We start from the raw sequence: 20,426 nt of genomic DNA on the forward strand, positions 1-20,426 counted from the left end.
GCGCATCCACCTGGCAGCACCTTCATGGGGAGGCGGGGGCCGTGCAATCCATCACCCGTACCGGACTCGTGACCGCGGGTCTGGGACTGGGAGCGGTCGGCGGGTTCGTCGGCAGCCTGCTCAGGGAGCGGAGTGCTCTGACAGCCGCCCGTGACGCCGCGGGCGAAGGAAGCGAGGAACATCCTTCATGGGGCGTCGGCTCGTACCGCTCACGCTGGACAACCTTCAGGACCTCCCCCAACGTTGTCGCTCGTGCGTCTTCTGGGAACTGGACCCAGTCCGTGGGCAGGCCGCGGTAAAAGCGGGTACCCCCGAACTGGAGAAGGAAGCCTGGATCTCGGCCGTCCTGCTGGAGTGGGGATCCTGCGGCCGTGTCGTCTACGTGGACGACGTGCCAGTGGGGTTCGTGATGTACGCCCCTCCGGCCTACGTCCCACGGGCCACGGCATTCCCCACAAGCCCGGTGTCACCGGATGCCGTTCAGCTCATGACCGCCTTCATCCTGCCGGGCTACCAAGGGCAGGGACTGGGCCGGGTGATGGTTCAGACGGTCGCGAAGGATCTGTTGCGCCGGGGCTTCAAGGCGATCGAGGCCTTCGGGGACGCGCGGTGGAAAGAACCCGCCTGCCTGTTGCCCGCAGACCATCTGCTCGCCGTGGGCTTCAAGACCGTTCGGCCACACCCCACGCATCCGCGCCTGAGGCTGGAGCTGCGGACGACGCTCTCGTGGAAGGAAGACGTGGAGCTGGCGCTTGATCGCCTTCTGGGAGCCGTGCAGAAGGAACCGGCGCTCCGTCCTCTGTAGACGACCTTTCTCGTGGAGAAGGCGTACCGGGTTCTCCACGACGAATGGGCCGACCCGGAAGGGACGGCCCATTCGTGTTTCACGTGAAACATCCGCCGCTCTCACGGCAGTTCACCGACTACTAGGCGATGAAGTCCTCAAGGTCACGCACGATCGCGGCCTTCGGCTTGGCACCCACGATGGTCTTGGCGACCTCGCCACCCTGGTAGACGTTCAGGGTCGGGATCGACATGACGCCGTACTTGGCGGCGATACCCGGGTTCTCGTCGATGTTGAGCTTGACGACCTCGATCTTGTCGCCGTACTCGGCGGCGATCGCCTCGAGCGACGGCGCGATCTGACGGCACGGCCCGCACCAGGCGGCCCAGAAGTCCACCAGGACGGGCTTGTCGTTCTTGAGGACGTCCTGCTCGAAGGAATCGTCGGTCACGTTCTTGAGGGTGCCGGCCACGGCGGGCTCCTTAACTCGTTGGTGCGGTGGGGCGGACGGGGGTCAGACAGTGGCGGCCGGGGCAGCGGCCTCGTTGTCCGCGAGGGCGGCGAGGTAGCGCTCGGCGTCCAGGGCGGCGGAGCAGCCGGTGCCGGCCGCGGTGATCGCCTGGCGGTACGTGTGGTCGACGACGTCACCGGCGCCGAAGACACCGGTCAGGTTCGTCCGGGTCGACGGGGCCTCCACCTTGAGGTAGCCCTCTCCGTCCAGGTCGAGCTGGCCCTTGAAGAGCTCGGTGCGCGGGTCGTGGCCGATCGCGATGAACAGGCCGGTCACCGGCAGGCCGGAGATCTCGCCCGTCTTCAGGTTGCGCAGCTTCAGACCGGAGAGCTTCGGGTCGCCCTCGATCTCGGCGATCTCGCTGTCCCAGACGAACTTGATCTTCGGGTCGGCGAAGGCCCGCTCCTGCATCGCCTTGGAGGCACGGAGGGTGTCACGACGGTGGACGATCGTCACCGACTTGGCGAAGCGGGAGAGGAACGTCGCCTCTTCCATCGCGGTGTCGCCACCGCCGATGACGGCGATGTCGTGGTCCTTGAAGAAGAAGCCGTCACAGGTGGCACACCAGGAGACGCCGCGTCCGGAGAGGGCGTCCTCGTTGGGCAGGCCGAGCTTGCGGTGCTGCGAGCCCGTCGTGACGATGACAGCCTTGGCGCGGTGGACGGTGCCGGCGGTGTCCGTGACCGTCTTGATCTCACCCGACAGGTCGACGGCGACGATGTCGTCCGGGACCAGCTCGGCGCCGAAGCGCTCGGCCTGGGCGCGCATGTTGTCCATGAGCTCGGGGCCCATGATGCCGTCCTGGAAGCCGGGGAAGTTCTCCACCTCGGTGGTGTTCATCAGCGCACCGCCCGCGGTGACGGCGCCCTCGAAGACCAGCGGCTTGAGCGACGCGCGCGCGGTGTAGAGCGCTGCCGTGTAGCCGGCCGGCCCTGAGCCGATGATGATCACGTTACGGACGTCGGTCACGGCTTGATTCCTCGTCTCTGAAGACTGCTGCGTACTGCCGGTGGGAGTCTCTCTCAGAGCTCTCATCCCACCCAACGGATCCTAAGGGGCCAGCATTCCCGCTGTGTCCGGGCACACGGAGACCCGCGACCGTGGAGAGACGCCGTAGGGCGCCCGAGAGGGAGTGCGTTGGAGCGGAAGGCCTCAGGACGGCGTGTACGACTGCGTGAGCAGGAGCTTTCCTGGAGACGTCGAGGACTGCCGCACACAGGCCGCGTCGACGATGTACGCCGCGACCTTCGTGCTGTCGGAAGTGTCGGGCTGCACGACGAGATACACGCTCGTGCCGTTGTACGTACCCGGTTCCGCCGCGAGGACTGCCCCGCTGTTTCCCGTTCCCTCCTGGATGCAGGCGGGGACGGTCACGGAGGGCGTGACCAAGGTGCCGACTCCGGGAGACCCGGAACCGGCACCGTGGGACTGGGCGCCGAACGGTTCGTCGCTGCCGGAGTGATTCTGCGCGTTCCTGTTCTTCGCGAGCAGATCGGAGACCTGGCTCTCCAACGACCCTTCCGAGAAGGTGACGGTCGAACCCGATTCCTGCGTCGCCGCTGCCCGAGGAGTGTTGCCCGAGCTGTCGTCGTCCATTGCCTGCAGGACGATCGCGCCCAGCCCAAGAGCGGCGGCCGTGAACGCTGTGCCGATCAACGTCGCCCTATGGCGTCCTTGACGTACTCGATGGGCTCGGCCCGGACCGGTGGCCGCGCGAGGCTTCGAGGGGCGGTTCGCGGAGGGGGAGGAGCCTGAGTCGGATGAAACGGTGAGGGCTCCGGCGGTCGATGTTTCACGTGAAACAGTCCCGTGGTCGTCCCTGGGACCCGCCTCGGTGCCCCGCGTCGAGGCGCCCAGCAGAGCCTCCGCGGCCAGGGCCGCGTCGATGCGGCCTGCCACGTCGTCCGGCATACGGGCCGGTTCCGGCAGGGAGCCGAGTAGACCGCGGATCTCCTCCAGGGAGTCGTGCGTGTCCGCACAGAGGGGGCAGTCCTCGAGATGGCGCCGGATGTCCGCGGTGCGAGCGGGAGAGAGGAGACCCTCGGTGAGGTCGGAGATCTCCGCGACGTCCGGGTGCCCGTCCGTGTCCGTCATCGATGTCACGCTCTCCCACCTCCGCCCTTCACAGCCGCTGAATCGCTTGGCCCCACGTCTTGTGGTCCCGCTGCGGGTGGGACGGATGTCCCCTGCGTCCGGTTCCGCCCGCCGCCCGACTTCTTGTGGCCCTCGCCGTTCTCGTCCTCCGTGCGGAGGTGGGAGAGCAACGGGAGGAGTCTGGCTCTGCCGCGAGCGCACCGGCTCTTCACCGTCCCAACCGGAACGTCGAGCGCGCGGGCGGCCTCCGCCACGGGGTAACCCTGCATGTCCACCAGCACCAGGGCCGCGCGCTGGTCCGCCGGGAGAGTCGCCAGGGCGGTGAGGAGTTCTCGGTGCAGGTCGTTGCGCTCGGCCGGCGCGGCGGCGGACTCGTGCGGTTCGAGGAGCTGCTCCAGGCGCTCGGTGTCATCGACGGGCGATGTCTTTCTGGAAGCGGCCTTGCGGGCGCGGTCCAGGCAGGCGTTCACCGTGATGCGGTGCAGCCAAGTGGTGACGGCCGACTGGCCGCGGAAGGTGTGGGCGGCCCGGTACGCGGAGACGAGGGCGTCCTGGACGGCGTCAGCGGCCTCCTCGCGGTCTCCCAGCGTCCGCAGGGCCACCGCCCAGAGACGGTCACGGTGACGCCGTACGAGCTCACCGAAGGCATCGGGGTCGCCGTCCACATGACGAGCGAGGAGGTCCTGATCGCTTGCTTCGCCGTAGGTGGCTTCATCGGCCATCGGACCCCCTCCCCTTTTCCGACGAGCGTCAGCCGGTGAACTTCACGTCCGTGATGGCCTGCTTGTAGCCGGAGCCGCTGAACTCGTCAGCAGGAGCCTGCGGCACCGCGGTGAGCCACAGCACAACGTACCGAGTCTCCACCGGCTTCTTCACCGAGATCTTCAGGCCCGTGCCCGTAGTCGTGGCCGTCGCGATTTTCGCCATGGAGGTCAACGGGGCCGACGACGAGAGCGAGTCGGCGGCGTAGAGCGTGGCCGTCGTGTGGTCGCCGGAGTAGTACAGCCCTATCGAAGCGGCCGACAGGTTCTGGGTGGACCCGAGGTCGTAGACGATTCCCACGCCCTGCTTGAACGGGGCCAGCACCGGACCGCCCTTGTAGGAGTACGTCCTCCAGTACGTCGAACTGTCCTTGTCGTAGGTCAGCTTCACGTCACCGGCGTGCTGCGGCTTGCCGTCCGGGTAGTACTCGGCCGAGTCCTGGATGGTGAGCGGCTTGACCGCCTGGACCTTGCCGCCCGACTTGTCGTCGGTGTCCGTCGTCTGGGTCCTGTTGGTGTCCTCGGACTTGCCCTGTTCCATGAGCGCGTCCGCGAGCTGCCAACTGCCCAGACCCAGCGCGGCGATGAGCAGAGCGGAGACGGCCCACTTGAGGGCCGTGCCGGTGCGGCTCTGCAGGGGGGACGGCAGGGTCGGCACGGACGAGGGGCCGCCCATACCCAGGTGCGAGGTCTGACGGCCGTACGTGCCCTGCTGGTACGACGTGCGCTGGTACTCCGGCGGGGCGGTGAACTCGGGCTCCGGCGGGCGGATGCGGGGCATCTCGTTGATCGCCCGCACGAGCTCCTCCGGCGTGGTGCACGGCGTCTCGTGGCGGGAGGCGGTGGCCCCGTCGTTGGCGAGCGCGCGCATGGTGAGCTCGGACAGGCCCCGGTGAACGCCCGCACGCACCTGGTCGGGAGCGATGAGACCGATGTCCTTGGGCAGCCCGGACAGACCGTAGGCGTCGTTGTCGTAGGGCCAGCGGTGGGTCAGCGTCGCGTACAGCAGCGCGCCGATCGCCTCCGTGTCGGTGCGCTGCGGGGTTTCGGACGTGATGCCGCGCAGCGCGGCGTTGACGGCGAGTCCGCGAATGCGCCACTGGCCGGACGAGGTGCGCAGCACGGCGCCCGGCGTCAGACGCAGGTGCGCCAGGCCCTCACGGTGCGCGGCGGCCATCGCCTGCGAGACCTGACTGGCCATCTGGTAGACGTCGTGCACTTCCAGCGGGCCGGAAGCCAGAAGGGTCGTGAGCTCCGTGGCGTCCGGGAGCCATTCGTGGACCACATAGACGAGGTCGTTCTCCTCGACCGCGTCCAGGACCTGAACGAAGCGAGGGTCGCCCAGCAGGGCGGACGAGCGGGCCGCCGCCAGTACGGAACGGGCCCGCGGATGGTCGGCGGGCAGCAGATGCACTCCGACGGCACGGCGGAGTTTCTCGTCCACCGCACGCCAACTGCTGAAACCGTCCAGACGGGTGACGCACTCTTCGAGGCGGTAGCGTCTGGCGAGTTTGTGACCGCTGTGCAGTTCGGGCGGTGAGGCCTTTCCGGGACGCTCGGTCCCGCCGCTCCCCTGTGCCTCTTCGCTGTCCGTGTCCCGCTCCCGCTTCTGGGCCACCCCGTCGGCCGTGGACTGGTCCGCCTTGGCGGTCAGCGGCTCGTCACCACTGTTGTCTGCCACGTCGACGGCAGCCGTGCTCCGTTCCGCCACCGTCGTTCCCGCCTCCCCATCCATTGCGTGCTCCGACGCAGAAACCAATTGTGCCCACAGTCCGCCGCTATGCACGACACGCGGCGGCGAATGATGGTTGTGCGCTTACCCCCGCCTCAGCGTCCCAGGCGCCCGCGGACCATTCCGACCAGAGAGTTGAGCTCTTCGATGCGCATCTTCCGTGCCGCGACGTAGAAGACGCCGAGGAGGGCGATCGATCCCGCGATCAGCGCCGCGATCGATCCGAGGGCGCCGTGTCCGAGCGCCCTGGTGATCGCGAACCCGACGGCGGCACCTGCCAGGGCACCTGGGATGCACGCCAGGCAGAGCCGCGCGTACGTCCGCAGGACGCGGCCGCCGTCCAGGTCGCCGTCCAGCCGCCTGCGCAGCCGCTGCCAGGCGACACCGACGCCGACGGCGTACGCCAGGCCGTACGAACCCGCCATGCCGACGACGGCCCACTGGGCCGGCAGGACCACGTAACAGACGGCCGAGGCCGCGGCGTTCACCGCGGCCACGATGACCGTGTTGTAGAAGGGGGTGCGGGTGTCCTCGTACGCGTAGAACCCGCGCAGGACGACGTACTGCACCGAGAACGGGATCAGGCCGAGACCGAACGCCATGAGGACGTACCCCATGGACTGGGCGGCGGAGATACCGCTGGAGCCGAAGAGCAGGGTGCACATCGGGATGCCCAGGGCGACGAACATGAAGGAGACCGGGACGATCGCGACGGCCGAGGTGCGCAGGCCCTGGGAGATGTCGTCGCGGACAGCGCCGGGATCGCCGTCGTGGGCGGCCCGTGAGATCCGCGGCAGCATGGCCGCCATGACGGAGACCGTGATGATCGCCTGCGGCATGCCCCAGATCAGCTGCGCGTTGGAGTAGGCCATGATGCCGGCGCCGCTCTTGCCGGACGCCTTGCCGGCCGCGGTGGCCAGCTGGGTGACGACGAGGACGCCCGCCTGGTTGGCGAGGACGAAGAGCACGGTCCACTTGGCGAGCTTGACCGCCTTGCCGAGACCGTGGCCCTTCCAGTCGAAGCGCGGGCGGAACCGGAAGCCGGTCTCACGCAGATACGGAATCATCGCCAAGGCCTGCACGACCAGGCCGAGCAGGGTACCGATGCCGAGCAGGCGGATGCCGTCCGGCGGGATGCTGCTCACCGTCATGCCGGAGTCCGCGGCGGTCCCGTACACCCAGAGGAACATGCCGAAGGTGAAGATCATGACGATGTTGTTGAGGACCGGAGTCCACATCATCGCGCCGAACTTGCCGCGGGCGTTCAGGATCTGACCCATGACCACATGGACGCCCATGAAGAAGATCGTGGGCAGGCAGTAACGGGCGAAGGACACCGCGACGTTGTTGGACGCCGGGTCGCTCGCGATGGGGTTCGACATCAGCTGGATCAGCAGCGGCGCGGCGAAGACCGCGGCGGCGACGATCACGGCGAGGGCGACCATGACGAGGGTCAGCAGGCGGTTGGCGTACGCCTCACCACCGTCCTCGTCGTCCTTCATGGAGCGCACCAGCTGGGGAACGAAGACCGAGTTGAGGCCTCCGCCGACGGTGAGGATGTAGATCATCGTCGGCAGGGTGTAGGCGACGGTCCAGGTGTCGCCGAGTGTCGCGGCGCCCAGGGCAGCCGTGATGATCATGGTGCGCACGAAGCCGGTGAGCCGGGACACCAGCGTTCCCGCCGCCATCACCGCGCTCGACTGGAGCATCCCCGAGACGCGTCCTCCGGACTTCCTCGGGGCGGACGTGCCCGCGTTCGAGGGCGGCGGTTCGGGGGCCGGAGCCGGTTCGGGGGCCGGCGACGGTACGCCGGGCGGACCGGCGTACGGCCGGCCCCCTCCCTGTCCCTGGTCACGGAAGAGGTGGGCGAAGGCGTCGGGCTCGTGCTGCTGCTCGCCCGCCTGGGTGACCAGGTCGTCGACGCCCACGAACTGGGTGGTGCGCGCGTCCTCGCCATAGGGCAGGTGCCGCGTCGGGCCCGAGGGTTCCGGCGGGGGCGTCTGGGCCCAGACGCGTGGGTCGGGGGCGTACTGCGTGGTGGGCGGCTGGCCGTAGAGCGGAGGCTGCGGGTAGTACGAGCCGGGGGGCGGCGGGGGGTGCGCGGCGCGGTCGTAGAGCGCCTCGGTCACGGGGTCCTGGGCGGAGAGGTCCTGCGCTCGGTAGGGGTCCTGGGCGTACGCGTCCTGGAAGTACACGTCCGCGGGAGGGCCTTGAGGCAGCTGCCCGGCCTCCGGGGGCGGACCCTCGGGATACCCCTCGGGATAGCCGGAGTTCCCGGTGCCCTGCTCCGGATAGCCCTCGGGGTAGCCGGAGCCGCCCGCGCCCTGACCGCGGTCACCGTCGTACGGCGCGTTCATGGTTACCCCACCTCATCGTCCCCGGGCCCACCGGCCACGACATCGCTCAACGGTCCACTCTCTCACCCGTCCCGGACGGGCCGGTGCTTTCCGCTGCGGTGTCCGGTGTCAGGTCACTCGGGTGCTGCGGGTCGTCTTCCCCGGACCCCGTGCGGAACTCGCCCGCGGGGCGGTCCTGAAGGCCCTCGGAGGGGCTGCCCGCCGCGGGCATGCCGCCGCCTCCGCCCTCGCCCGGGACCCCGTCCTCGCCGGTGTCGTCCCCGGGCCGCTGGACGGCCGCCCGCTTGCGCTGGGTGTACATCCGGAACCCGGCGAGCACCAGCAACAGGACGCCGCCACCGATGACGAGCATCACCGTGGAGGTGATCTCGGTGACCTTCACCTCGAAGGTGACCGGGGCGCCGTATCTCTGTCCGTCCTGCGTGTACAGCTGGGCGACCACCTTGACCGGGCCGTTGGCCTTGGTCGAGGTGGTGAACTTCACCGACTGGCTGTGCTCACCCGCGACCGTGATCGGCTGCTCGTCGTAGGGGCCGTCGCCGATCTTGAGGCGAGTCGGCTGCTGGGACGTGAGGCGCAGGACCAGGCGGTCCACGCCCTGTACGAGGTTGTTCTGCACGGTCACGGGGATCGTGGCACTGCGGCCCGAGAGCTTCGCGTCGGACTTGTCGATCAGTCTCACCAGGCCGGTGAGGTCGTTCAGATACGACGAGACGCTCGCGCGGAAGGTCGCCGCCGGAGCGGGCCGGCCGCGCCAGGAGGTGGACATCCCACGGTCCATCGCCCGGCCGAACGGGGTGACCACACGGGACTGGTCGGTCAGGATGACCTTGAAGTTGTCGAGACTGGTCTGCGTGTCCCGGATCCACTCGAAGGCCGACTGCGGCAGCTCCTGCTTGCGCAGCGCGGCGGGATAGGCGGACTCGGCGGGCACCTTCGTGGTGGCACCCGGGTCCGGCTTGGCCCTCGCGGCCGCGGACAGGTCCTGGGACTGCGACCAGTTCCCGTCCTGGATGGCCGTCAGTGTCTGGGCCATCGTCTGGGCCTGGCTGGCCGACGGCATGCGCTGGGGGGCGATCACGATGCTGCGTTGCTTGTTGGGCTCCTGGAGGGTGATCGCCAGGCTCTGGGCGAGGAACTCCTGCACAGCGAGCGTGGAGTTGTCGGCCTCGGTCATGTCGCCCTGGAACTCGGTCGACAGCCGGGCGTCCGCGACCACCGCGGTCGTTCCGCCGCCGATCGGGCGGGCGGCGGTCGGCGAGTACGACAGGCCGCCCGTCTCACCCAGGCTGTCGCTGCGGGCGATCACCTTGTCGGCGCCCGCGGAGGTGGCGACCTTGACGATCGACGGGTCGAGGGCGCCGTCCGCGGGCCAGGCGAAGTCGGTGTTCGGCGTGATGTGCAGGATCGTGTCGACCGTGCTGGCGGCCACGTCCGTGGCGTCCTTGAGGTGGCTCAGGGAGCCGGTGACGTTCGTGCCGTTGTGCGCCAGTGACGCCAGGTCGGGGTCGGCGAAGGGGAGGGCGACGACTTCCTTGTCCTCGACCGTCTTCTCCAGCTTGGCGAGCCACGCCTTGGCGATCGCCTGGTTCTTGCCGGCCGTGGTGGTCTCGCCGTCCTGGATCTGGTAGCTGCGCGTCATGGCGTCCACGGAGGCCAGCAGGTCCGGGTCGAGCACCCAGGTGACGTCCAGGTCGCTGCCCAGGGACACCAACTGGTCCAGGCGTCCGCCCGGGGAGATCTCCGTCGCCAGGTCGTCGTTCTCGAAGACGGGCGTCTGCTGCTCGTCCGAGCCGGTCTCCGCCGTGAGGTGGACCGTGGAGATCAGCGGCCAGAGAAACGTCGTTTTCGTCTTCGTGTCGGCCGCGTCCGGCTGCCAGGGCAGGAACGTCCGCTGGATGCCGAGAATCTGGTCCCACTGCTGGGCGGCGGTCCGGCCGGTGAGGGAGACGGCGAACTGGTAGACACCGTCGGCGCCGAGATCCAGCTCGTCGACGGGCACCGAGATGGTGAAGGGCTGCGCGACCCCTGGGGCGAGCGAGGAGATCTTCGCGACGTAGTCGCCGCCGACCTCGGTGGGATCGACGCCCGGCTGGAACCCGGTGCGCTTCGCGGCACTGTCGATCGCCGAGCGGCTGTTGAGGGACGGACCCACACGCACGCCCACGTGCGCGTCGGTGATCGCCTGCTTGCCCTTGTTGGTGACCGTGCCGGAGACGGTGATGGTGTCGCCGGTCGTGGGCGCGCTGGGGCTGAGTGAGTCGATTGAGACATCGACCGTGCCCGATGCGGTGGCGTCCGCCACGGCGGCCTTCTCGGCGGCGTGCGCGGGCACGCCCAGAGGCAGCTGGACCAGGCCGGTCAGCAAGGGCACACCGGCGAGCAGTGCGCCGCTGCGCCGGAGCCACCGGCGGGCAGGTGAGGGATTCATCCCCTGGAAGTCTGCCGCCTCGGCCACGCGCTCGCCCGTCCCTCGTGGTTGTCAGTGGTCGTCGGAATGTGCGTCCACGCATGGTAACGATGTGCGCTGAGGGGAAGTGCCGCGGACTGCTCCACAAGATCAGCGGACCGGGCCGAGTGTCCTGTATGTGCGTCTATCGGCGGCCCAACCGGAGGGACCGCTGTGCACGTTTTATGGAGGCGCCCCGCGGTGCCCCGGCCACGTACCCTTTTCTGTTGTGCCGAACGCCAACGAAGACAACCTCAGTGCCCTGAGCCAGGTGCAGCGCCGCGCAGTGAGTGAGCTGCTGCGGGTGTCCCCTGTCGCCGACGAGCTCGCCCGCCGATTCCAGGAGGCCGGGTTCTCCCTCGCCCTGGTCGGGGGCTCGGTCCGGGACGCGCTCCTTGGCCGGCTCGGTAACGATCTGGACTTCACTACCGACGCCCGCCCCGAGGACGTACTGAAGATCGTGCGTCCCTGGGCGGACGCCGTGTGGGAGGTCGGGATCGCCTTCGGCACAGTCGGCGCACAGAAGGACGCCCGTGTGGGCGATGAGCGGCAGTCGTTCCAGATCGAGATCACGACGTACCGCTCCGAGGCGTACGACCGGACCTCACGCAAGCCCGAGGTGTCCTACGGCGACTCCATCGAGGAAGATCTCGTGCGCCGGGACTTCACCGTGAACGCCATGGCGGTCGCGCTGCCGGTGAAGGACTTCATCGACCCGCACGGAGGCCTGGAGGACCTGGCAGGTCGCGTGCTGCGGACTCCGGGCACCCCTGAGGCCTCCTTCTCCGACGACCCGCTGCGGATGATGCGGGCCGCGCGGTTCGCCGCGCAGCTGGACTTCGAGGTGGCGCCCGAGGTGGTGGCCGCGATGACGGACATGGCCGGCCGCATCGAGATCGTCTCCGCCGAGCGGGTGCGGGACGAGCTGAACAAGCTGATCCTTTCCGCGTACCCGCGCAAGGGCCTGACGCTGCTCGTCGACACCGGGCTCGCCGACCATGTGCTGCCGGAGCTTCCCGCCCTCCGTCTGGAGCGCGACGAGCACCACCGGCACAAGGACGTCTACGACCACACGCTGATCGTCCTTGAGCAGGCGATGGAGTTGGAGGAGGACGGTCCCGACCTTGTCCTTCGGCTCGCCGCACTGCTGCACGACATCGGCAAGCCGAGGACGCGCCGCTTCGAGGACGACGGCCGGGTCTCCTTCCACCACCACGAGGTGGTGGGCGCCAAGATGACCAAGAGGGGGATGACGGAGCTCAAGTACTCGAACGAGCTCGTGAAGGACGTCTCGCGGCTGGTCGAACTCCACCTGCGTTTCCACGGGTACGGCACCGGCGAGTGGACGGACTCCGCCGTCCGTCGCTATGTGCGCGACGCCGGCCCCCTGCTTGACCGCCTGCACAAGCTGACCCGTTCCGACTGCACCACACGCAACAAGCGCAAGGCCACCGCGCTCTCCCGGGCGTACGACGGGTTGGAGGAGCGCATCGCCCAGCTTCAGGATCAGGAGGAGCTGGACTCGATCCGCCCCGACCTCGACGGCAACGAGATCATGGGCATCCTCGGCATCGGCCCCGGCCCAGCCATCGGTCAGGCATACAAGTTCCTGTTGGAGCTTCGGCTGGAGAACGGGCCCATGGAGCACGATGCGGCCGTCGCGGCACTCAAGGAATGGTGGGCCGCGCAGGAGTGAGGTTCTCGGCGCCGGGTCTTGTTTCACGTGAAACAAGACCCGGCGCGTGACGGTGGGGGCGATGTTTCACGTGAAACATCGCCCCCACCGTCACGCGGATACCACCTATCGCACCCTCAGGCGGGCCAGCACCACGGCCACCGCCGCGTAGAGGACCGCCACGGTGACGACGAGGGATGCCGAACGCCCATCAGGAGGCAGGACCAGCGCGGCCACTGCCGCCGCGCCGACGAAGGCGACGTTGAAGAGGACGTCGTAGACGGAGAAGATCCGGCCCCGGTAGGCGTCGTCGACCGACGACTGCACGATCGTGTCCGTAGCGATCTTCGATCCCTGGGTGGTCAGACCCAGGATGAAGGCGGCCGCCAGCATGGGGGCAACGGCGAACGGCAGGCCGAGTGTCGGCTCCAGGACGGCCGCGGCTCCGGCGCATGTGACGATCCAGCCGCTGGGGCCCAGTCGCCCGGCAGCCCACGGTGTCACCACCGCGGCGACGAAGAACCCCGCAGCGGACACCCCCAACGCGAGCCCCAGCAGCGCGAGCCCGTCGTCGTCCGAGCCGGACGTCCAGGCGTACCGGCACAGCATGAGCACCATGACGGTCAGAGCGCCGTAACAGAAACGCATCACCGTCATCGCCAGCAGCGCCCAGGCCGCCTCCCGCCGCGCGGGCTCGACCAGGTGACGTACACCCGCAACGAGGCCGCGGGCGGTGCCGGTGAGCGCTGTGGACAGCCTGGTCGGTGCCAACTCCTGGTCGGGGCCGAGGAGTTCCGGGGCGAGGCGCAGGGAGGCCAGGGCCGAGCACAGGTACAGGGCTGCCCCGACGAGGACGACCGCCGCGTCGGAGTCCGAGCCGACGAGCCGTACGACGAACGCGACTCCGCCGCCCATGGTCGCGGCGAGCGTGCCGGCGGTGGGTGACAGTGAGTTGGCCATGACCAGCCGGTCGGAGTCGACGACGCGGGGCAGCGCGGCGGAGAGGCCGGACAGGACGAAGCGATTGACCGCGGTGACGCACAGTGCGGAGACGTAGAAGAGCCAGTCCGGGACATGGCTCAGCATCAGGACGGCCGTCACGCACGCCAGCGCCGCCCGCAGCAGGTTGCCGTACAGGAAGACTTGACGGCGCCGCCAGCGGTCCAGCAGGACGCCGGCGAAGGGGCCGATGATGGAGTACGGCAGTAGCAGGACCGCCATCGCGGAGGCGATCGAGCCTGCCGAGGTCTGCTTCTCCGGCGAGAAGACGACGTAGGTGGCGAGGGCGATCTGGTAGACCCCGTCGGCGCCCTGGGAGAGCAGCCGTACGCCGAGCAGGCGCCTGAAGCCCTGGAAGCGCAGGAGTATCCGCAGGTCACGCACGACAGCCATGGGGCACAGCCTCACACACGAGGAGAGCCCCCGGGCGACTGCCCGGGGGCTCTCAACAGCCTTCGACGAGAGGAGCGTCAGCGCCCCTCAGCCGTTCGCTAGCGCTCGACCTCGCCCTTGATGAACTTCTCGACGTTCGCGTAGGCCTCGTCGTCGAAGTACTGGACCGGCGGGGACTTCATGAAGTAGCTCGACGCGGAGAGGATCGGGCCACCGATGCCGCGGTCCTTGGCGATCTTCGCGGCGCGCAGGGCGTCGATGATGACACCCGCGGAGTTCGGGGAGTCCCAGACCTCGAGCTTGTACTCGAGGCTCAGCGGGACGTCACCGAAGGCGCGGCCCTCGAGGCGCACGTACGCCCACTTGCGGTCGTCCAGCCACTGCACGTAGTCCGACGGGCCGATGTGGACGTTCTTCTCGCCCAGGTCGCGGTCCGGGATCTGCGAGGTGACGGCCTGCGTCTTCGAGATCTTCTTGGACTCGAGGCGGTCGCGCTCCAGCATGTTCTTGAAGTCCATGTTGCCGCCGACGTTGAGCTGCATGGTGCGCTCGAGACGGACACCGCGGTCCTCGAACAGCTTCGCCATCACACGGTGCGTGATGGTGGCGCCGACCTGCGACTTGATGTCGTCGCCGACGATCGGGACACCGGCCTCGGTGAACTTGTCCGCCCACTCCTTGGTGCCGGCGATGAAGACCGGGAGGGCGTTGACGAAGGCGACCTTGGCGTCGATGGCGCACTGGGCGTAGAACTTCGCCGCGTCCTCGGAACCGACGGGCAGGTAGCAGATGAGGACGTCGACCTGCTTGTCCTTGAGGGTCTGGACGATGTCGACCGGGGTCTCGTCGGACTCCTCGATGGTCTGGCGGTAGTACTTGCCGAGACCGTCGAGGGTGTGGCCGCGCTGGACCGTGACGCCCTTGTTCGGGACGTCGCAAATCTTGATGGTGTTGTTCTCGCTGGCCCCGATGGCGTCGGAGAGGTCGAGGCCGACCTTCTTCGCGTCGACGTCGAACGCGGCGACGAACTCGACGTCACCGACGTGGTACTCGCCGAACCGGACGTGCATCAGGCCGGGCACCTTCGCCGACGGGTCGGCGTCCTTGTAGTACTCGACGCCCTGAACCAGCGAGGCGGCGCAGTTGCCCACACCGACAATGGCTACGCGAACCGAACCCATTCCGATTGCTCCCTGTATGTGCTGGTGAGACCCCGAACGGGGGCTCACGTGGTGGTGTCGTCGGACGGATCCGGCCGGGAGCTGTCCCGGTGCCGGGGCAGGCCGCCCGTCTCGCCAGATGTGCTGTCCTGCTGAGCGGAGCCTTCGGGGCCGGGACTCTTGATGTCCCGTCCCGCCCGCTCGCTCTCGATGAGCTCGTTCAGCCAGCGCACTTCGCGCTCCACGGACTCCATTCCGTGGCGCTGGAGCTCAAGCGTGTAGTCGTCGAGGCGCTCCCGGGTCCGCGCCAGAGAAGCGCTCATCTTCTCCAGGCGCTCCTCGAGGCGGCTGCGGCGGCCCTCCAGTACGCGCATGCGTACGTCGCGTGACGTCTGCCCGAAGAAGGCGAAGCGAGCGGCGAAGTGCTCGTCCTCGTAAGCGTCGGGACCCGTCTGGGAGAGCAGCTCCTCGAAGTGTTCCTTACCTTCCGCCGTCAATCGGTAGACGATCTTGGCCCGCCGCCCCGCGAGCGGAGCGGCGAGGGTGTCTTCGGGTGAGGCTCCCGGCTCTTCGATCAACCAGCCGTTGGTGACCAGCGTCTTGAGGCAGGGATAGAGCGTTCCGTAACTGAAGGCGCGGAACACACCCAGTGACGTGTTGAGCCGTTTACGCAGCTCATAGCCGTGCATCGGGGACTCGCGGAGCAGGCCGAGGACAGCGAACTCGAGGATCCCGGAACGCCGGCTCACGTCGCCTCCTCCCTGTTGCTGTCGCCTGGCACGGTCTTTATGCCGAGCTGATGTATCGACTCGATACATCGACACGATAGAACGGCCACTCGGATGCGGCAAGAGGGGTCACGGTGAACGGCGTCACATCACTGATTCATACGAAGCAAGTTGCCTGATTTGGGGTGAACTTCGGCCCTAGGCGGGTTTTGACGGTGCGTAGTCTGTGCGGCATGCACACCACGGGGAACCAAGTGACGTCTGAGGACGTCAACGTCCTCGGTGCAGTACGGATGAATGCGATGACGACCACATCCGTATTTCGGGGGGACCGGAAACCAGCCGCTGCCGTTTCCAGGCGTGCACGAGTGCGCCTGCCCGAGGAGTAATCGTTCGATGAGCGAGCACCGTCGCAAACTGCCGCAGTCGCAGGAAGGCGGACGTGCCGCGGCCCGACGCGGCCAGTCCGGCGCGTCCGCCGGCCGCCGTGCGGCACCGCGAAGCGCCACCGGGTCTCCTTCCGACTCCTACGGGTCGGGGGGTGAAGAGGAGCGCTCGTACGGTGGCCGTGCCGAGGCACGTCGTGCGGCGCAGAGAAGTGGTGGCGGCCGACGCCGAGGTGCCGACGGCGCCGGACAGGGTGGCACCGGAGGCGGAGGCGGAGGTCGACGTACCGGCCCCGGCGGCCCGACCGGGCCGGGTCGGGGCCGCGGCCGTGGATCCGTGCCCGCCAAGAAGCGCATCATCGACTATCCGCGCGCCAACAAGTACGGCGCGGCGCGCTGGATCCCGTCCTGGAAGCTGGTCTCGGGGCTGTTCATCGGCTTCTGCGGCAGCCTGGTGGCCGTCGCGGGTGTCGCGTACGCCCTGGTGGGTGTCCCGGACGTCGCCAAGACCGCCGAGGCGCAGAACAACGTCTACTACTGGGCCGACGGCAGCGAGATGGTTGCCACCGGCGGTGAGACCAACCGCCAGATCATCAGCTACGCGCAGATCCCCAAGGAGATGCGGTACGCCGTCATGTCGGCCGAGAACAAGACGTTCGAGACCGACAGCGGCGTCGACCCCATGGGTATCGCCCGCGCCTTCGTGAACATGGCCAAGGGCGGCCAGACGCAGGGTGGCTCGACCATCACCCAGCAGTTCGTGAAGAACGCGATGCTGGACGACCAGTCGCAGACGGTCTCCCGGAAGTTCAAGGAGCTGTTCGTCTCCATCAAGGTCGGTGCCTCCATGGACAAGGAGGACATCATGGCCGGCTACCTGAACTCGGCGTACTACGGGCGCAACGCGTACGGCATTCAGGCGGCGTCGCGTGCCTACTTCGACAAGGACGCCACGGACCTGAACGCGAGCGAGTGCGCCTTCCTGGCGGCGATGCTCAAGGGCGCCACGTACTACGACCCCGCGGGCTCCGTGTCGATCGACCCGGCGGCCACCCCCAAGGCCAACCGCGAGCGCGCCGAGTACCGGTGGAAGTGGATCCTCGACGAGGAGGTCAAGGACGGGCACCTGACCGCCGCGGAGCGGGCCAAGTACCAGACCTTCCCGAAGTCCCAGAGCCCACGGTCGAACGCCCAGCTGAGCGGTCAGGTCGGTTACCTCGTCGACCTGGCGAACTCGTACCTCATCAACAACAAGACCGGGATCACCCAGGACCAGCTCCAGCAGGGCGGTTACGAGATCCACACGACCTTCGAGAAGAAGAAGGTCGCCGCTCTCGAAGCCTCCGTGAAGGAAGTCCAGAAGAAGAACATCGATCCCAAGAAGCGTCCGAACACGGACACCTTCGTCCAGTTCGGTGGAGCCTCCGTCGATCCGGCATCCGGCGCGATCAAGGCCATCTACGGCGGCGTGGACGCGACCAAGCACTTCACGGACAACGCCGACGCGACCGGTGCCCAGGTCGGTTCGACGTTCAAGCCCTTCGTACTGGCGGCCGCCATGTCGTGGGGCGTGCGGGACCCCGACGGTGACGCCGTCCAGGCACAGGACGAACGCACCGTGGTCTCTCCCAAGAGTCTCTACAGCGGCAAGAACAAGCTGAAGATCGAGGACTACAACAAGAAGGTCTGGACGGACAAGGAAGGCAAGGAGTGGCTGCAGACGAACGACGGCGGTGAGTCGTACAACGCTCCCAGCTACAACATCGACCTCCGCGAGGCGATGCGTGAGTCCGTGAACTCCGCGTACGTCCAGTTGGGCATGGACGTCGGCCTGGACAAGGTCAAGGAGGCCGCAGCGGACGCAGGCATCCTGGAGTCCAGCTTCGCCGGCGCCAACTTCCCGTCCTTCTCCCTCGGCACCTCCTCCCCGAGCGCGATCCGTATGGCCGGCGCCTACGCCACCTTCGCGGCCAGCGGCAAGCAGAACGACCCCTACTCGGTCGAGAAGGTCACCGACAAGGACGGCACCGTCTTCCAGCACGAGGGCACGGCCAAGGAGGCCTTCACCGCCAAGGTGGCCGACAACGTCACCGACGTCCTGAAGACCGTGGTCGAGAAGGGAACCGGTACCGCCGCCCAGCTGACGGGCCGCGAGGTGGCCGGCAAGACCGGTACCACCGACGGCAACAAGTCCGCGTGGTTCGTCGGCTACACCCCGCAGCTGTCGACCGCGATCGGCATGTACCGCATGGACGACGACGAGACCAAGAAGAACCGCGAGTTCCTGGAGATGTACGGCACGGGTGGCGAGGAGAAGATCCACGGTGCCTCGTTCCCGGCCCAGATCTGGCATGACTACATGGAGCAGGCGCTGAAGGGCGAGAAGGCCGAGGACTTCCCGGAGCCCGAGGACATCGGTGAGGTCATCAACGACACTCCGAGCCCGACCCCGACCCCCTCGCCCACCGAGACCGAGGTGGAGAGCCCGACCCCGACCCCGACGCCGACGCGCGAGGAGCCCACGACCTCTCCCACTCCCACGGAGAGCGAGACCTGTGAGCCCTTCGACTTCAACTGCGAAGAAGAGGACGGCGGATCCGATAACGGCGGTACCGAGACAGGTGGTACCGACGGGGGCGAGAGCGCCTCACCATCGGAGTCGAGCAGCACCAGTACGAGTAACGGAAACAGCAACGGAAGTAATGGCGGCTTCTTCGGCGGCTCGACCGGATAGCCACCTCCGTGTGTGTTTCACGTGAAACACGCCGTTTCACGTGAAACGAGGGCCGTCGCACCGACCAGGTGCGGCGGCCCTCGTCGTACACCCAGGTACGTACGGCAGGATGTGCGCCATGCCCAGTGCAGAGACGACGCGAGCGAGCGTGCGCGAGCCAGAGCTGGTACGGCCGACCAAGGAAGACGAGGTGGCCGCGACCGGCAGTGAGCTGATCGGCGGTCCCATCGGACGACGAGCCCTGCTCGGAACGTCCTGGTGGACCCCCGTGCGGGTGGTCGCACTCATCGCGATCGGTGTGTTCGCCCTCGGGATGGTGCAGAAGCTGCCGTGCTACGACGGCGCCTGGTTCTTCGGAGCCAGCTCCCAGTACACGCACGCGTGCTACTCGGACATCCCGCACCTCTACCAGGGGCGCGGCTTCGCCGACGGTCTCGTGCCGTACTTCGACAAGCTCCCCGGCGACATGGAGTACCTCGAGTACCCGGTGCTGACCGGTGTGTTCATGGAGGTCGCCTCCTGGCTCACGCCGGGCAGCGGAAGCATCCAGGATCAGGAGCAGATCTACTGGATGGTCAACGCCGGGATGCTCATGGTGTGCGCGGCGGTCATCGCCGTATGCACCGCGCGCACCCACCGCAGGAGGCCCTGGGACGGCCTCCTGGTCGCTCTCGCGCCCGCTTTCGCGCTCACGGCCACCATCAACTGGGATCTCCTCGCTGTGGCCCTCCTGGCCGCCGCGATGCTCATGTGGTCACGAGGGCGTGTCCTGGCGTTCGGTGTGCTCATCGGGCTCGCCACGGCCGCCAAGTTCTACCCGTTCCTGGTACTCGGGCCGCTCTTCCTGCTGTGCTGGCGAGCCGGCAGGTGGCGTGAGTTCGGAACCGCGCTGCTGGGCGCGGTCGGAGCCTGGCTCGTGGTGAACCTTCCGGTGATGTTCCTCGCACCGGAAGGATGGGTGAAGTTCTACAGCTTCAGCCAGGAACGGGGGGTCGACTTCGGTTCGATCTTCCTGTTCCTCTCGAACTGGCTGAAGATCACGATCACGGCCGACGCGGCGAACACATGGGCGCTGGGCATGATGCTGCTCGTCTGCCTGGCCCTGGCCGCCGTCACGCTGACTGCTCCACGCCGCCCCCGCTTCGCCCAGCTGGCCTTCCTGATCGTCGCGGCCTTCATCCTCACCAACAAGGTCTACTCGCCGCAGTACGTACTGTGGCTGGTCCCCCTCGCCGCGCTGGCCCGGCCGCGCTGGCGGGACTTCCTGATCTGGCAGGCCTGCGAAGTCGCGTACTTCCTGGGCATCTGGATGTACCTCGCTTACACGACCAGTGGGGACGCTCACAAGGGCCTCCCGACCGAGGGCTATCAAGTCGCCATCGCCGTCCACCTGTTGGGGACGCTGTACCTGTGCGCCGTGGTCGTACGGGACATCTTCATGCCCGAGCGGGACATGGTGCGCCGCGCCGGTGACGACGACCCCTCGGGCGGGGTGCTGGACGGTGCCGAGGACGTCTTCGTGTTCGGGGCCGCCGCCCATCCGCCCCGGCACGCCGTCCACTTCGAGGGGCCCCAGGTGGACTGGGGCAGCGGAAGCATGAAGGCCGGAGACAGTTCGCCCTGAGCGAACACAGCGCAGTGAGGGATGTGAAGAAGGGCCGTA

Annotated in this window: 14 protein-coding genes; 4 read left to right on the forward strand and 10 right to left on the reverse strand. The window is 68.1% G+C overall.

Going from position 1 to position 20,426, the window contains the following annotated elements; all coding sequences use genetic code 11:
- Nucleotides 1–187: 187 nt before the first annotated feature.
- A complete protein-coding gene (locus ACIP79_RS06905; RefSeq protein ID WP_401220264.1) occupies nucleotides 188–805 on the forward strand; it encodes a GNAT family N-acetyltransferase in 618 nt (205 codons plus the stop codon).
- Nucleotides 806–926: 121 nt separating this feature from the next.
- On the opposite strand, the gene trxA is transcribed toward ACIP79_RS06905, so the two are convergent.
- The 7 genes from trxA to ACIP79_RS06940 form a co-directional block, all read right to left on the reverse strand.
- On the reverse strand, nucleotides 927–1,256 hold the full coding sequence (trxA, locus tag ACIP79_RS06910) for a thioredoxin (protein ID WP_326721946.1): 330 nt from the start codon (nucleotides 1,254–1,256) through the stop codon (nucleotides 927–929).
- Between the two features lie 42 nt (nucleotides 1,257–1,298).
- The gene (gene trxB, locus ACIP79_RS06915; RefSeq protein WP_383683593.1) at nucleotides 1,299–2,264 is read right to left on the reverse strand and encodes a thioredoxin-disulfide reductase; all 966 of its coding nucleotides are present in this window, start codon (nucleotides 2,262–2,264) and stop codon (nucleotides 1,299–1,301) included.
- A gap of 183 nt (nucleotides 2,265–2,447) precedes the next feature.
- Nucleotides 2,448–3,389: an anti-sigma factor family protein gene (locus ACIP79_RS06920; RefSeq protein WP_401220269.1), complete on the reverse strand. Its 942-nt coding sequence runs from the start codon at nucleotides 3,387–3,389 to the stop codon at nucleotides 2,448–2,450.
- A 5-nt stretch (nucleotides 3,390–3,394) separates the two neighbouring features.
- Complete coding sequence (gene sigM / locus ACIP79_RS06925) at nucleotides 3,395–4,111, reverse strand: RNA polymerase sigma factor SigM (protein WP_401220272.1); 717 nt, start codon at nucleotides 4,109–4,111, stop codon at nucleotides 3,395–3,397.
- Nucleotides 4,112–4,139: 28 nt separating this feature from the next.
- Nucleotides 4,140–5,861 carry a protein kinase family protein gene (locus ACIP79_RS06930; protein ID WP_401220275.1) on the reverse strand — a complete coding sequence of 574 codons (1,722 nt, stop codon included), beginning with the start codon at nucleotides 5,859–5,861 and terminating at the stop codon, nucleotides 4,140–4,142.
- A 116-nt stretch (nucleotides 5,862–5,977) separates the two neighbouring features.
- Nucleotides 5,978–8,239: a murein biosynthesis integral membrane protein MurJ gene (gene murJ / locus ACIP79_RS06935; protein ID WP_401220278.1), complete on the reverse strand. Its 2,262-nt coding sequence runs from the start codon at nucleotides 8,237–8,239 to the stop codon at nucleotides 5,978–5,980.
- Between the two features lie 46 nt (nucleotides 8,240–8,285).
- On the reverse strand, nucleotides 8,286–10,697 hold the full coding sequence (locus ACIP79_RS06940) for a DUF6049 family protein (protein ID WP_401220281.1): 2,412 nt from the start codon (nucleotides 10,695–10,697) through the stop codon (nucleotides 8,286–8,288).
- Nucleotides 10,698–10,917: 220 nt separating this feature from the next.
- Between ACIP79_RS06940 and ACIP79_RS06945 the strand changes: the two genes are divergently transcribed.
- Nucleotides 10,918–12,384 carry a CCA tRNA nucleotidyltransferase gene (locus ACIP79_RS06945; RefSeq protein ID WP_401220284.1) on the forward strand — a complete coding sequence of 489 codons (1,467 nt, stop codon included), beginning with the start codon at nucleotides 10,918–10,920 and terminating at the stop codon, nucleotides 12,382–12,384.
- A 105-nt stretch (nucleotides 12,385–12,489) separates the two neighbouring features.
- Here ACIP79_RS06945 and ACIP79_RS06950 read toward each other — a convergent pair whose 3' ends face one another.
- The 3 genes from ACIP79_RS06950 to ACIP79_RS06960 all read right to left on the reverse strand — a co-directional run bounded on the left by ACIP79_RS06950 (nucleotide 12,490) and on the right by ACIP79_RS06960 (nucleotide 15,664).
- Nucleotides 12,490–13,755 carry an MFS transporter gene (locus ACIP79_RS06950; RefSeq protein ID WP_401220287.1) on the reverse strand — a complete coding sequence of 422 codons (1,266 nt, stop codon included), beginning with the start codon at nucleotides 13,753–13,755 and terminating at the stop codon, nucleotides 12,490–12,492.
- 98 nt (nucleotides 13,756–13,853) lie between these two features.
- The gene (locus ACIP79_RS06955; protein ID WP_383683603.1) at nucleotides 13,854–14,936 is read right to left on the reverse strand and encodes an inositol-3-phosphate synthase; all 1,083 of its coding nucleotides are present in this window, start codon (nucleotides 14,934–14,936) and stop codon (nucleotides 13,854–13,856) included.
- Between the two features lie 44 nt (nucleotides 14,937–14,980).
- A complete protein-coding gene (locus ACIP79_RS06960; protein ID WP_383683604.1) occupies nucleotides 14,981–15,664 on the reverse strand; it encodes a PadR family transcriptional regulator in 684 nt (227 codons plus the stop codon).
- A 375-nt stretch (nucleotides 15,665–16,039) separates the two neighbouring features.
- On the opposite strand from ACIP79_RS06960, the gene ACIP79_RS06965 reads away from it, so the two are divergent.
- Both ACIP79_RS06965 and ACIP79_RS06970 read left to right on the forward strand, forming a co-directional pair.
- Nucleotides 16,040–18,763: a transglycosylase domain-containing protein gene (locus tag ACIP79_RS06965; RefSeq protein WP_401220291.1), complete on the forward strand. Its 2,724-nt coding sequence runs from the start codon at nucleotides 16,040–16,042 to the stop codon at nucleotides 18,761–18,763.
- A gap of 118 nt (nucleotides 18,764–18,881) precedes the next feature.
- Nucleotides 18,882–20,387: a glycosyltransferase family 87 protein gene (locus ACIP79_RS06970; protein WP_401220294.1), complete on the forward strand. Its 1,506-nt coding sequence runs from the start codon at nucleotides 18,882–18,884 to the stop codon at nucleotides 20,385–20,387.
- The last annotated feature ends 39 nt before the right edge of the window (nucleotides 20,388–20,426 follow it).

Origin of the sequence: Streptomyces sp. NPDC088747, assembly GCF_044751025.1 — a bacterium.
Classification (GTDB): Bacteria; Actinomycetota; Actinomycetes; order Streptomycetales; family Streptomycetaceae; genus Streptomyces.

Bases quoted from the DNA above. Each gene is read 5' to 3' on its own strand.
- ACIP79_RS06905 (WP_401220264.1), top strand. From the start codon at position 188: ATGGGGCGTCGGCTCGTACCGCTCACGCTGGACAACCTTCAGGACCTC.
- ACIP79_RS06920 (WP_401220269.1), bottom strand. From the start codon at position 3,389: ATGACGGACACGGACGGGCACCCGGACGTCGCGGAGATCTCCGACCTC.
- sigM (WP_401220272.1), bottom strand. From the start codon at position 4,111: ATGGCCGATGAAGCCACCTACGGCGAAGCAAGCGATCAGGACCTCCTC.
- murJ (WP_401220278.1), bottom strand. From the start codon at position 8,239: ATGAACGCGCCGTACGACGGTGACCGCGGTCAGGGCGCGGGCGGCTCC.
- ACIP79_RS06950 (WP_401220287.1), bottom strand. From the start codon at position 13,755: ATGGCTGTCGTGCGTGACCTGCGGATACTCCTGCGCTTCCAGGGCTTC.
- ACIP79_RS06955 (WP_383683603.1), bottom strand. From the start codon at position 14,936: ATGGGTTCGGTTCGCGTAGCCATTGTCGGTGTGGGCAACTGCGCCGCC.
- ACIP79_RS06965 (WP_401220291.1), top strand. From the start codon at position 16,040: ATGAGCGAGCACCGTCGCAAACTGCCGCAGTCGCAGGAAGGCGGACGT.
- ACIP79_RS06970 (WP_401220294.1), top strand. From the start codon at position 18,882: ATGCCCAGTGCAGAGACGACGCGAGCGAGCGTGCGCGAGCCAGAGCTG.